The 13,372-nt window shown below is 31.1% G+C and carries 10 protein-coding genes and 2 tRNA genes; 10 read left to right on the top strand and 2 right to left on the bottom strand.

Annotated elements, in window-relative coordinates; genetic code table 11:
* Positions 1-35 precede the first annotated feature (35 nt).
* Both ACGHJ8_RS08075 and ACGHJ8_RS08070 read left to right on the top strand, forming a co-directional pair.
* Positions 36-1,883 carry a glucosaminidase domain-containing protein gene (locus ACGHJ8_RS08075; protein ID WP_390539749.1) on the top strand — a complete coding sequence of 616 codons (1,848 nt, stop codon included), beginning with the start codon at positions 36-38 and terminating at the stop codon, positions 1,881-1,883.
* Positions 1,884-1,899: 16 nt separating this feature from the next.
* On the top strand, positions 1,900-3,264 hold the full coding sequence (locus ACGHJ8_RS08070) for a cadherin-like beta sandwich domain-containing protein (RefSeq protein WP_390539747.1): 1,365 nt from the start codon (positions 1,900-1,902) through the stop codon (positions 3,262-3,264).
* A gap of 10 nt (positions 3,265-3,274) precedes the next feature.
* Here the strand turns inward: ACGHJ8_RS08070 and ACGHJ8_RS08065 are convergent, their stop codons facing one another.
* Positions 3,275-3,697, bottom strand: coding sequence for an NUDIX domain-containing protein (locus ACGHJ8_RS08065; RefSeq protein ID WP_205090768.1), 423 nt, complete (start codon positions 3,695-3,697; stop codon positions 3,275-3,277).
* A gap of 99 nt (positions 3,698-3,796) precedes the next feature.
* Between ACGHJ8_RS08065 and pepV the strand changes: the two genes are divergently transcribed.
* From pepV to ACGHJ8_RS08025, 8 genes are all read left to right on the top strand, one after another.
* Positions 3,797-5,167, top strand: a complete 1,371-nt coding sequence (pepV, locus tag ACGHJ8_RS08060) for a dipeptidase PepV (RefSeq protein ID WP_390539745.1) — start codon at positions 3,797-3,799, stop codon at positions 5,165-5,167.
* A gap of 62 nt (positions 5,168-5,229) precedes the next feature.
* Positions 5,230-5,315 (top strand) — tRNA-Leu (locus ACGHJ8_RS08055).
* A 12-nt stretch (positions 5,316-5,327) separates the two neighbouring features.
* Positions 5,328-5,414: transfer RNA gene (locus tag ACGHJ8_RS08050), tRNA-Leu, on the top strand.
* A 47-nt stretch (positions 5,415-5,461) separates the two neighbouring features.
* Positions 5,462-7,615 (top strand): Tex family protein, encoded by a 2,154-nt coding sequence (locus tag ACGHJ8_RS08045; protein WP_211964107.1) that lies wholly within the window; start codon positions 5,462-5,464, stop codon positions 7,613-7,615.
* Entirely contained in the window at positions 7,615-7,956 is a 342-nt protein-coding gene (locus tag ACGHJ8_RS08040) for an arsenate reductase family protein (protein WP_211964108.1), read from the top strand. Before ACGHJ8_RS08045 ends, ACGHJ8_RS08040 begins: the two co-directional genes overlap by 1 nt.
* Positions 7,957-8,030: 74 nt before the next feature.
* Complete coding sequence (locus ACGHJ8_RS08035) at positions 8,031-8,966, top strand: AAA family ATPase (RefSeq protein ID WP_390539743.1); 936 nt, start codon at positions 8,031-8,033, stop codon at positions 8,964-8,966.
* A gap of 137 nt (positions 8,967-9,103) precedes the next feature.
* On the top strand, positions 9,104-9,925 hold the full coding sequence (locus tag ACGHJ8_RS08030; RefSeq protein WP_390539741.1) for a DUF58 domain-containing protein: 822 nt from the start codon (positions 9,104-9,106) through the stop codon (positions 9,923-9,925).
* Complete coding sequence (locus ACGHJ8_RS08025; RefSeq protein ID WP_390539740.1) at positions 9,922-12,054, top strand: transglutaminase family protein; 2,133 nt, start codon at positions 9,922-9,924, stop codon at positions 12,052-12,054. Before ACGHJ8_RS08030 ends, ACGHJ8_RS08025 begins: the two co-directional genes overlap by 4 nt.
* Before the next feature lie 22 nt (positions 12,055-12,076).
* Here the strand turns inward: ACGHJ8_RS08025 and ACGHJ8_RS08020 are convergent, their stop codons facing one another.
* Positions 12,077-13,318: a 6-phosphofructokinase gene (locus ACGHJ8_RS08020; RefSeq protein ID WP_390539738.1), complete on the bottom strand. Its 1,242-nt coding sequence runs from the start codon at positions 13,316-13,318 to the stop codon at positions 12,077-12,079.
* Between the last annotated feature and the right edge of the window lie 54 nt (positions 13,319-13,372).

The raw sequence follows: 13,372 nt of genomic DNA, 5'->3' as shown, positions 1-13,372 counted from the left end.
TTTATTTGGAATGTAATGAAAGAAGGGGTGTTTTAATGAGGAAAAAAGTATTTCAATTGAGTATGTTTATTATCTCTTTAACTTTAATTATGGGGTTATTTATAAATGTGACAAATCAAAATCAAGTAGAGGCAAAGGACGAAGCTCAAAGTGGTCCTGAAATTACAGATTATTTTACTGTTATTAACGAAGATGGAAGTACATCTATTATTGATTTTGATGATATTGAAAATGATGATTCTAAGATTATAGAAGAAACGAAAGAATATGATTTGATTGCCAAAACTGGTGATGAAAAAGAAGTTATTGCAACTTATGAAAGTGAAGAAGAAGCTCAAGAAGCTTTGGATAATAAGGTGAATGCAAAATCTAAATTACGTGCCAGAACCTTTTCTGCTACAACATATGCAGTAGAAGAAAAAACAAAAGATATTGAATATGGTGTTGTATATTTGAATGCAAAAGGTCATGATGGAAATAGTTATTTGACTTATGATAATGTTTTGACTGGTTATGATGGTTATACGACAGGAAGCTATGCTAAGGATGCAGCTTATATTGGAACAGTCAATGGTAAAATTCGTGCAAAACAGGCTGGGACTATTATGGATTTTAATAAAAATGATGTGACTATTGTTGATTATAAAGATAAAGAAACTAAAATTTCTCATTATAAAGTAGAAGATGGCTATTTATATCATATATATTATTATGGAACAAATGGCTCTAGTAAGCAAAGAGTTGGAAAAAAACCAAGCTATTTAAATACAGGAACGACATACTATAGCTACGATGGTCATTATTTCTATACAAGTTATCCAACAATGATTAAAGATTATCAAAATAGCAATACATCTTATCCTAATGCTGTTAATAAATCAAACCCATTTTATAATTACTATCAATTTCTCTCACATCGTTCTAAAACAACTTTAACAGCATCAAACTTTAATGCTATTACAAATGATAAAGCTGGTTCAAGTTCTTCAAAAATGAAGAATATGGGACAATATTATATTGAAAATCAAAATACATATGGTACAAATGCATTATTAATGTTTGGTGTTTCTGGAAATGAGAGTGCTTGGGGAACAAGTGCAATTGCAATGGATAAAAATAATTTGTTTGGACATGGTGCTGTAGATAGTAACCCATATTATGGAGCAAATGGTTATGCTAATCCACAAACAAGTATAAAATATCATGCTGAAAAATTTATTTCTAATGGTTACTTGGATAACGAAGATTGGCGTTATAATGGCGGACATTTAGGAGATAAATTGTCTGGTATTAATGTGCGTTATGCATCTGACCCATATTGGGGAGAAAAAGCTGCAAGTGTTAATTATTATTATAATTATGGAAGTGATTATAATAAATATACAATTGGTATTATTAATGGGCAGCAAAAAAGCTATAAGCTTTATAAAGAACCTAATTCAACTGTAACACATACTTTAGGAAGTGGTAATAGTCCACGTACTTATAATTTACCAGTGATTATTTTAGATACTGTTACAGTATCTGGTAAGAAATGGCATAAAATTCAAAGTGATACAGCATTAAACAGTTCTCGTACTGATACAGATTGGGATAATAAATATAGTTTTTCAAGGGATTATTTATATATTCCAGCATCAGATGTAACAATTGTTACAAATGGTAGTGATAGTAGTACCTCAGATGGTTCTACATCTTATACACGAGGAGATGTGAATAGTGATGGAAAAGTTGATTCAATGGATATGTATCAAATAATTCAGCATATTTTGGGTAAATCAAAATTAACTGGAAATAATTATAAAGCAGCCGATACTAATTCTGATAACAAAATTGATTCAATGGATATGTACAATGTTATTCAAATTATATTAAAGAAATAAGGAGTTTTATATTTTTATGAAAAAAATAAAAAGTATTTGTATTATTTTGACAACTGTTTTCATGCTTATTAACATAAAAACAGTATATGCAGCTTCATCAATTAGTTTTTCTTCATCTTCACCTAAAGTTGGAGAAAGTTTACGTGTGACTGTTTCTGTTCCAAATGTTAACACTGTAGATTTAAAGGCGACTGTAAGTGGTTGCGGAACGAATGGAACTATTCAAATTGTAGATGTATCAATGACTGGGAACCCAAAAACTTTTTCTGGGAGTGTAACAGTCACGCCTACTTCTACAGGAACAATAACAGTAGCTATAAGTGATAGTTCTAATGCTGTATTAAATGGAAGTTATGTTAGTGTTGGAGGAAGTCGAAAAATAACTGTATCAAATAAACAAAGTTCATCAAACAGTTCTTCTAGTTCATCAAATAACTCTACTAGTTCTTCAAATACAACTACAACTCAAGAACCAGAAGTAAAAAAATCAAGTGAAAAGAATTTATCTTCATTAAGTGTTTCCGAAGGAACTTTATCGCCAAAGTTTTCTTCTGGAACAACAACATATAAAGTTGATTTAACAAGCGAAACAGAATCGCTAACTATAAGTGCTAAAGCTAAAGATAGTAAAGCAAAAGTTTCTGGAACAGGGAAAAAAGAATTGAAAATTGGAGAAAATAATTTTACAGTTACAGTTACTGCTGAAGATGGTAGCAAGAAAACTTATACGATAAGTGTTTATGTGACGGAAAAACCAACACAATTTGTTAAATTGGGTGATCAAAATTTAGGAATTTTAAATGATTTATCTAAAACGGATGTGCCAAAAGGATTTGAAAAATCAACAATAAAAATTGACAATAAAGATGTGACAGCTTTACAAAATAAAGATATGGGATTGACTTTATTATATTTACAAAATGAAGATGATAGCACAGGATTTTATATTTATGATGTAGATAATAATAAAGTTTTGAGTAAATATCAAACTGTAGCTGTTAATGGAAAAACATATGTTCTTATGGATGCCCCAGATAATTTGGAAGCTATCCAAGATTTAAAAACAGCAACTATTAAAATTGGTGATGTTGAATTAAGTGGATGGAAATTTGAAGATGAGGCTTTATCACATTATACACTTGTCTATTTAATGAATGAAGCTGGGGAAACTCAATTATATACATATGAAGATACTGAAGGGACATTACAAAAATATACTCCTGTTGAAGAAGAAAATGATAATACATTAACTTATGTATTTATTGGAACAACAGCTCTATTTGTTGTATCAACTGCGGTACTTGGATATATGTATATAAGTTTTAAAAAGAAATCAATTTCTGCTATAAAAGATTATTATGAACGAAAAAATCAAGGGTAACCTTGATTTTTTAATCTTCAATATGCATTGATTCGTATTCTTTAAGTGTCATGATGATATCATCATAAATTTTTTTATCAATATACTGAAGTAATTCTGTACTTGATACAAATTGGTAATCTGTATGTTCATGAGATAATTGAACATGATCGTTTGTCGGTATGGTAAGAAATCCAATACCAACAGTTTGATAATCTGGACGAATAGCAGTAAAAGTATAAACGGGTTTAATAATTTTAATATCTAAACCTGTTTCTTCTTTTAGCTCTCTTATTAATGCTTCATGAGGTGTTTCTCCATATTCTAATCCACCACCCGGAAGTTCCCAATAACCTAATCCATCACTAGATGGACGAACTCTTTTTAAAATAAGTATTTTCTGATGATAAATGACAATTGCTTTGACAGTAATATGAAATTTGATATTTTCCATGTATTTATTCCCTCCATTTTATATATCATAGCATTTTTTTTATAAAAAGTATCCTTTTATTGAAAATGTTTGCTATAATAATTGAGAGGTGAATGAGAAATGATAGATTTTTTAGAAGAAGTATATAAAAGAAAAGATGCAATGATAGAAGATATTCAAACATTATGTCAAATACCATCTGTTTTAGATGAAACAACAGCTAACGAAGGTCAACCTTTTGGAGAAAAGTGTCGTGAAGCTTTAGAAGCTATGTTAGAAATTGGAAAAAGAGATGGTTTTGTCTGTGAAAATGTCGATGGTTATGCAGGACATATAGATATAGGAGATCAAGAGGAAACATTTGGAATATTAGGACATTTAGATGTTGTTCCATGTAATGCTAAGGGATGGAATACTGAACCTTATGGGGCAACATTAGAAAATGGAAAACTATATGGTCGAGGTGTAGCTGATGATAAAGGACCATTAATAGCTGGTTACTATGCTGCTAAAATTATTCACGAATTAAAGTTGCCAGTGAAAATGAAAACAAGAATTATTTTTGGATGTAATGAAGAAAATGGTTCTAAATGTATGCAATATTATTTTACAAAAAAGCCTTATCCTGCAATGGGATTCACTCCAGATGCAGAATTTCCAGTCGTTTATGGAGAAAAAGCAGGGGTTAATTTTAAAATCACAGGAACAATTGATAAAGATAACTTAATTGGTTTGTATTCTGGCACAAGACCTAATATTGTACCAGAAGTTTGTGAGGCTTACTTAATAGGATCATATAAACAATATAAAGAATCTTTTTTAGCCTATTTATCAAAATATCATTTAGAAGGTAATATTGAAGAAGAAGGTAATCATACAAAACTAGTTTTAACAGGAAAATCTGCACATGCTTCTACACCAGAGTTGGGAATCAATGCAGCTGTATATATGTGTCATTATTTAAAAACAGTATCACAAAATAAGCTTGTTGAATTGATTGATCAATACTTCTATGAAGATTGTTATGGAAAGAAACTTGGCATAGCTTATACAGGATTAATGGGTCCTCTCACTGTTAATTTAGGTGTTATTAATTATAAAGATGGACATGTCAGTATGATTTTAGATATGCGAGTTCCTCATGAAGTAACTGATGAGCAGTTAACAAAAAAGATGCATCAATGTCTGGAATCTTATTCTTTAACAGAAACACATGAATTAGGAAAAGCATTATATGTAGACCCTCAAAGTGAACTGATTCAAAAATTGCATAATGCATATGTTGAATTTACAGGTGACCATGAACATCAACCACAAGCGATTGGTGGAGGAACATATGCGAAGACTATGCCAAACTGTGTAGCTTTTGGTGTGGAATTTCCTGACAGCGATAATAAAATTCATCAAAATAACGAAGAAATATCTATTGATGATTTGATGAAAGCAACAGCGATTTATGCAAAAGCATTATACGATTTGATTAAGGAATAGAGTGAATTCTCTATTCCTTATTGCATAGAAATAGGATTTTTGTTATAATATATAAGCTAAATGCAGGTGTGGTGGAATGGTAGACACGCTATCTTGAGGGGGTAGTGGAAGTATTTCCGTGTGAGTTCGAGTCTCATCACCTGCACCAATTTATTTTGTTGCATCTGTGGTGGAATTGGTAGACACGCTATCTTCAGGCGGTAGTGGAAGTATTTCCGTGTGAGTTCGAATCTCATCAGATGCACCATTTTAAGCATTGTCTATCAATGTGTTTTTTTATTATTGGAGGATTTTATGAATCAAGAAATTATACAGAAAATAGCTATTCAACTATCTATTTCCAATCAACAGATAGAAAATGTTTTATCTTTATTAGAGGATGGAGCAACTGTTCCTTTTATTGCTCGTTATCGTAAAGAAAAAACGGGAGGTCTAAATGAAGATCAAATTAGAGAAATTTCAAAAGTTTATGAATATCAGTTAAATCTTCAAGAACGTAAAGATGATGTTATCCGTTTGATTGATGAAAAAGGTTTGTTGACAGAAGAATTAAAACAAAATATTCTTAAGGCTTCTAAATTAAGTGAAGTTGAAGATTATTATAGACCATTCAAAGAAAAAAAGAAAACAAAGGCAACGATGGCTAAAGCCAAAGGATTAGAACCATTGGCTCAAGCTATTTTAAAGTTACCAAGAGTTTTTGATTTAGAAAAAGAAGCGCAAAAGTATATCAATGAACAAGTTTCTAGTATTGATGAGGCTATTCAAGGAGCACAAGATATTATTGCTGAACAAATCAGTGATGAACCACGTTATCGTAAATACACAAAAGATATGATATATAAAACAGGAATCTTAACTTCCCATGTCAAAAAGACAAATCCTGATGAAGAAGATGGTATTTATGAAATGTATTATGATTATCAAGAAAGAGTTAAATATATTGCTTCCCATCGTGTTTTAGCCATCAATCGTGCTGAAAAAGAAAAAGTACTTACTGTTTCAATTGAAATTGACGATGAACGTTTTATTCAATATATTGTTCAAGGAGTCATGCGTAGACGTGAATCTTCTTTACAAGGTTTTATTGAAGAAACTGTTAAAGATGCTTTTAAACGTCTTATTTTTCCTTCTGTAGAAAGAGAAATACGTCATGAGTTGACTGAAAAAGCACAGGAACAAGCATTAAATGTGTTCTCTATTAATCTGGAAAATTTATTGTTACAGGCTCCTATGAAAGATAAATTTGTGCTTGGAATCGATCCGGCTTTTAGAACGGGTTGTAAATTGGCAGCGATTGATCCAACAGGAAAGGTATTAGATATCGATAAAGTATTTATTACTATTCCAAAGGATCATTATACAAAAGATGAAAAAATACTGTTATCTATGATTCAAAAATATCAAATTGAAATTATTGCGATTGGAAATGGAACAGCAAGTCGAGAAACAGAAAGTTTTATTGCTCAGTTTATAAAAAAATATCAGCTCGATGTTCAATATGTGATTGTATCAGAAGCTGGAGCAAGTGTTTATTCTGCAAGTGCTATCGCAAAAGAAGAATTTCCTGATTATCAAGTTGAAGAAAGATCAGCTGTATCTATTGCCAGACGTTTACAAGACCCATTGGCTGAACTAGTAAAGATTGAACCCAAAGCGATTTCTGTAGGGCAATATCAACATGATATGAATCAAAAGAAATTAACAGAACAATTAGATTTTGTTGTTGAAAAAGTAGTCAATCAAGTAGGAGTTAACATTAATACAGCTTCACCATCACTATTGCAATATGTTTCTGGTCTGACAATGACAACAGCCAAAAATATTGTGAAATATCGTGAGGAACATGGGAAATTTACTTCTCGTCATGATATTAAAAATGTAAAAAAATTAGGCGATAAAACATATGAACTAGCAGTAGGATTTTTAAGAATTTTATCGGGAAATGAAAAGTTAGATGAAACGAGCATTCACCCTGATAATTATCAGGATGCAATGCATCTATTAGAATATCTCCATCTTCATAAAGAAGATATTGGAACACCTCGTGCTAAAGAAGTGATTGAAACAACATCTACGCAACAAATTCAAGAGGATTTACACCTTGATTCTTATTTGGTTAAAGATTTATTGGATGCTTTTGTTTCGCCACATCGTTCTCCTCGTGATGAATATAACGTTCCTGTTTTGAGAAAAGATGTCCTAAAAATTGAAGATTTGAAAAAAGGAATGAAATTACAAGGGGTTGTTAGAAATGTTGTTGATTTTGGAGCTTTTGTTGATATTGGTCTAAAAAATGATGGTTTAATTCATATTTCTAAAATGTCTACACATAAAGTGAAACATGCTTTAGATATTTGTCATGTAGGTGATATTTTAGATGTTTATGTTTATGATATTGATTTAAAGAAAAAAAGAGTCGCATTATCTTTATTGGAGGTGGCATAATGCAATTTATTTATTATCCACGCTGTAGTACGTGTTTAAAAGCTTTAAAAAAATTAAAAGAACAAGGTCTTGATATTGAATTAAGGGATATTGTTCAAGAAACTCCAAGTCAAGAAGAATTACTTCATTGGATACAACAAAAAGGGCAAGGAATCAAACCATTCTTCAATACATCTGGTAAAGTTTATCGTGAAATGAATTTAAAAGAAAAAATAAAAGATATGAGTGAACAGGAAGCGGCATTGCTGTTATCACAAAATGGAATGCTGATCAAACGTCCAATTCTTGTGGATAATCAAAATATTTATATTGGTTATCAAAAGGAAATCTATGAAAAATAGATTTCCTTTTTTTATCTCTCTATTTTGTAATGAGGAGATATCTGTTATACTAATAAAAAGAATGAGGTGAAAAAATGAATCAAGAAATTAAACAGGCTATACAAGAAATCAAAAAAGCTGTTATTGGAAAAGATGAAGTGATTATGAAGATATTTGTGACACTCCTTTCCAAGGGTCATATTTTATTAGAAGATATTCCAGGTGTAGGGAAAACAAATTTAGCATTAGCTTTATCTAGATGCTTACAAATGGATTATCATCGTATTCAATTAACACCGGATATTATGCCAAGTGATATTGTTGGATTTACAATGTATAATCCCCAAACACAACAGTTTGAATATAAAGAAGGAATTGCTTTTTGTCATTTGCTTTTAGCTGATGAAATGAATCGAACATCAAGTAAGACACAGGCGGCTTTATTGGAATTGATGGAAGAAGGACAAATGACAGTGGATGGGAAAACTTATACTTTGCCACAACCTTTTTGTGTTATCGCAACCCAAAATCCTTATGGTTCAGCAGGAACACAATTGTTGCCTGATTCTCAAATGGACCGTTTTATGAGCTGTTTGAGTTTGGGTTATCCACAATTTCAGGAAGAAATAGATATCATGAAAAAACGTCAAACATCTAATCCACTCGATGATATTCAACCAGTATTAACACCAGATACAATTTTACAATATCAACAAAAGATTGATCGTGTTTATGTTCATGATGATATTTATCATTATATTATGCAAATAATTACAGCCACTAGAACACATTCTCAAGTTGAACAGGGAGCATCACCTCGAGGATCACTTGCATTGATGAAAACAGCTAAAGCCTATGCTTTTTTAAATGAACGTGATTATGTAATTCCACAAGATATTCAATATGTGGCTCCAATGATTTTAGCACATCGTCTGATTTTGACATATGATGCGAAAATGAATAAAATATCTGCACATCAAATCATAGCTGAAATCTTAAAGATAATTGGAGAACCACAGTTTAAAGTATGAAAAATCTTATCAAATATCTTGTTTTTTTAATCTTTTTATATTTACTCTGGTTTTTTGTCTTAGGATATTTTTCATTTTTATTGTTTTTCATGTTTTTAAGTTTGTTAGTGTTATGTTTGCTCTTAAGTATCATTCCTATGCGAAAAACAACCATAACAATGGAAATACAGCCCCATTATTGTTTACGTGATGAAAATGTGACTGTGAGTTTTTATCGTCAAAGTCACACGCCTATTGATTGTGGCAAAATTGTGATTGATTATCAGATTATAGATGCTTTTTCCAAGATAGTGACCAAAGAACATATGACTCTTGATGATCAAAAACAAGATGTAACCATTGCTTGCCCTCATTGTGGACATTATATCATTCAAGTCAATCGCATCAAATGTTTTGATTTACTTCAATGTTTTTCGGTGACCAAAAAAGTATCTTTGCAAAAATCATTTGATGTTATGCCACACTATTATCCTGTTGATATAATGTTACAACAAGTGCATATGTATGAAAGACAAGAAGATCACCCATTGAATCATCAAAAGGGTGATGATTATAGTGAAATTTTTGAAATCAGATCTTATCGTGAAGGAGATGAATTAAAACATATTCATTGGAATATGTCATCGAAGTTTCAAGAATTTCTTGTGAAAGTTGGCAGTGAACCCCTTCAAGAAAGATGGCTTTTGATGATGGAGTATAAAGAAAATAATGATTTTTATGATGAACAGTTTGATTATTTTTATTCAATGTGTGTATCTTTATTAAAAACTAATAAAACTTTTGAGATTGTGACATCTTCTCATGATCCATTACAAGTACAGTTTGTTGATTCTTTAGATAAACTTCTTGTTTCTATCAAATGGATTATGAAAAATCCTATAGAATCATTAGATTTTTCTTTGATGCCACGTTCTTATTGTTTCATACACGGTCAAAATCTGGAGGTGCATCATCAATGAGAAAAACAAATGGGAGTCACATTTCAAAATACATTGCTTTTATGATTGATTTTTTGATGATGGCTTTAGGATGTATAGGAGTACTGGGAAATTATGCTCACTCTTTATATTTTCCAGAGTCTATCTGGTTGAGCCTTGTGCTTTTATATGTTATAGGAATAGGATTTTATTTCTATTATCAAAAGTATCAGAAGTTACCACAAAAAATATGTGTCATTATTTTTATTGTTTTGATTATTCTATTATTAGTATTGTATCCCATAGAGTTACAATACTTTATACATGAACTTCAAGCTGTTATTGAATTTGATTATTTTTTAAATTTTAATGAGTTATTACCATTGGAGTTTTATACACGTGATATGTTTTATCAACTCATTATGCTTTTAATGGGTTTGCCTATAATTTATTTTATTGTTTCTTTAATCAGCAATAAACAACTTTCATTTTTTAAAATAATAGGTATGATTCTTTTGTTTATGTTTCCTGTTTTTATTCAACATGAGCTGTCTTTTCAAGAAAGTTATGCTTTTATTATTTTTATTTGTTATGAATTTATAATAACGATAGCTTTAAAACATCAACAAAAACAATATCCATTAAAAATAGTAATCATTTTATTTTTATGTGTGATGTCCTTTATAGCATCTTCCTATTTAGAAACAAATCCTTTGTTTCAACAAGAATCATCTTCGGTTCTATCTCAAATCATAGACTGGGTTTCTAGGGGACAAGGGAATCCACTGAACGTGTTTAATCAAACAGGTATGAGTCGAGATATTGATGGAACATTACCTTCAGGCAATATTCGTCTTGATGATAGCCTGGCTTTGACTGTGCATTCAGAAATTCCTTTTTCATCTTATTTAAGAGCTTATTCACTTGCCAATTATAGTGATAATGAATGGCATGAAGTGTCAGAAAACTTTGAAAATAGCCCCTCATTAACAATGTATAGTGAATGGCTCATGGCTAATTCCATTCCAAGCATTACCTCGCTTCAAATTACACCTCAAAAAGATTATGATTTTCAATTTATTCCTTATTATTTCATCGATCAATATCAACAACATACTGTATATTATGATTCCTATATAGAAAAAACAGATGAACAGTTTTATTCTGTTTATAGTTATGAAGATGATTCTCAAATGGAGTTAGAGGAAGGAGTGTTCTTTGTTCCGGATAATTTTGACGAAACTTATGAAGAATATGTTTATCAACAATATTTGGATGTTCCCGAAGAACTTGATGAGTCACTTACAAATCTGTTAGAAGAAAATGATATTGATTCTTCATCTACGAATATTCCTTTCGTTGTTGAACAAGTTCGAGAGCTTTTATCTCGTCAAGCAGAATATGATTTAAATGCCGGAACATTGCCTTCCAATCAGGATTTTGTAGAATATTTCCTCTTTGAAAATCATAAAGGAAGCTGCACTCATTTTGCGACTGCAGGAGCATTATTATTAAGAGAGATGAATATTCCTACACGTTTTGTACGTGGATATACTATGCAAGAAAGTGATTTTCATAATGGAGAGGCCAAAATCCCAGAATATCGCTCACATGCATGGATAGAGGTTTATGAGAGTCAAAAAGGCTGGATTCCTTATGAAATGACACCATCTGGTCATATTGAAGGGATTAGTCAGATTCTTGATGAAAATGCTCAACAGAATCAGACCAATACCAATACAAATAATCCTACAACAACACAACCAGAAGATGATCCAGTCCAAAATGAAACTGTTGATACACCAACACCATCACAATCATCATCTTATACTTATGTTTATATGTTTGTTGTTATAGCAGGTATCGTTGTTTTCATTTTGATGTATCGCTATCTTTCAACACATTGGTTAAAAATGAAAACAAGGCATATGAACACAAACAAAAAAGTTTTGATTTATTATAAAACTTTATTGAAGTTGAGTCCACACCATTTTATAAATGACGGTGATTTAAAGTCAATTGCTTATAAAGCTAAGTATTCTTCACATGTTTTAACTCATGAAGAATGGCAACATTTTTATCATTTATATAAACAATGGATCATTCAATATGATCAATCCTTAAAATGGTATCAAAAACTTATTTTTAGATATTTGAAAGGTTATAAATAAAAACCACGCCAAAACGTGGTTTTTATTTATAACGTAAATGAGAAATATTACTATAACATGGAATACCATTTTCAAATTGAACAGTGACTTCACCTTGAATTAAAGGAATAAGATAATTGTAGAGTTCAGATGTAATGTCATTATGAGCATCATTAATCCATTCTATAGGTATACGTTGTTCTAAATTTGCAATTTTTAAAACATCCTGATAATTACATTTGATTTGATAAGGTTGATTTTGTAGACGTTCAAAAGTCATCATGATGCCTGTTTGACCTGCCATAGATGCTTGAACTGCAGCCTCGCCAATCTGGAAAGATTCTTCTAAGTCAACCTTTGAAGCAATATGCATAGCACATCTTTGTAAAACATTAAGTTCAATGCTGCGGACTTTACATTTAAATTCCTGGTAGACAAGTGATTCTAAAACTTTTCCTGTCCCGGAATGAAGAACATGACCAAAAGCATCACGTTTTGTATATTTAGAATCAGAATCTAAATACTCACCATTTTCATTTTTGATTCCTTCACTTACAGCTATAATAATATTCTTTTTGTGACGGAACACTTCACGAATATCATCTAAAAATTTTTCTGTAGAAAAAGGAACTTCAGGAAGATAAATCAAATCAGGGGCTTCATTGCATTGAGTTCTGGCAAGAGCACTGGCAGCTGTCAGCCAACCTGCATTTCTTCCCATGATTTCTACAATGGTTACAGCATCCAATTTGTAAATGGAACTGTCATAAGCAATTTCCAACATAGAAGTCGCAACATATTTTGCGGCTGATCCAAAACCGGGTGTATGGTCTGTTCCCATTAAATCATTATCAATCGTTTTAGGAATACCAACAAAACGAATAGAAGATTGAATAGTATTGGCATATGCTGATAATTTAGCCACTGTATCCATTGAATCATTGCCACCAATGTAATAGAAATCAGTAATATTTAATTGTTGAAAAGTATGGAATAATCTCTCGTAAGTTTGAGGATCATCTTGAAAATGAGGTAATTTATAGCGACATGATCCTAGATACATAGCTGGGGAATGCATCAGTTGATCTAAATGTTCCTGATTATCAAAGAGTTCCAGTAAATCTATGTAACGACTTTCCAATAATCCCATGATACCATTAACCATTCCATAGACATGTTCAAATTGTTGACTTTCTTTACAGGCATGGATGATTCCGGCAAGTGAGGCATTAATTGCGACAGTTGGACCACCGGATTGTCCAATAAAACAGTTTCTTTTTTTCATGCGTGACTCCTTTCATTTTTCGCCATTATTCTATCATTTTTTGATTGATAAAAA

It is taken from the genome of Massiliimicrobium timonense (genome assembly GCF_042850985.1).
In the GTDB taxonomy this organism is placed as follows: domain Bacteria; phylum Bacillota_I; class Bacilli_A; order Erysipelotrichales; family Coprobacillaceae; genus Allocoprobacillus.
The sequence above is the reverse complement of the archived record's forward strand: the minus strand, read 5'-3'. Positions and strand labels throughout refer to the sequence as shown.

Bases quoted from the DNA above. Each gene is read 5' to 3' on its own strand.
- ACGHJ8_RS08075 (WP_390539749.1), top strand. From the start codon at position 36: ATGAGGAAAAAAGTATTTCAATTGAGTATGTTTATTATCTCTTTAACT.
- ACGHJ8_RS08070 (WP_390539747.1), top strand. From the start codon at position 1,900: ATGAAAAAAATAAAAAGTATTTGTATTATTTTGACAACTGTTTTCATG.
- ACGHJ8_RS08065 (WP_205090768.1), bottom strand. From the start codon at position 3,697: ATGGAAAATATCAAATTTCATATTACTGTCAAAGCAATTGTCATTTAT.
- pepV (WP_390539745.1), top strand. From the start codon at position 3,797: ATGATAGATTTTTTAGAAGAAGTATATAAAAGAAAAGATGCAATGATA.
- ACGHJ8_RS08045 (WP_211964107.1), top strand. From the start codon at position 5,462: ATGAATCAAGAAATTATACAGAAAATAGCTATTCAACTATCTATTTCC.
- ACGHJ8_RS08040 (WP_211964108.1), top strand. From the start codon at position 7,615: ATGCAATTTATTTATTATCCACGCTGTAGTACGTGTTTAAAAGCTTTA.
- ACGHJ8_RS08035 (WP_390539743.1), top strand. From the start codon at position 8,031: ATGAATCAAGAAATTAAACAGGCTATACAAGAAATCAAAAAAGCTGTT.
- ACGHJ8_RS08030 (WP_390539741.1), top strand. From the start codon at position 9,104: ATGCGAAAAACAACCATAACAATGGAAATACAGCCCCATTATTGTTTA.
- ACGHJ8_RS08025 (WP_390539740.1), top strand. From the start codon at position 9,922: ATGAGAAAAACAAATGGGAGTCACATTTCAAAATACATTGCTTTTATG.
- ACGHJ8_RS08020 (WP_390539738.1), bottom strand. From the start codon at position 13,318: ATGAAAAAAAGAAACTGTTTTATTGGACAATCCGGTGGTCCAACTGTC.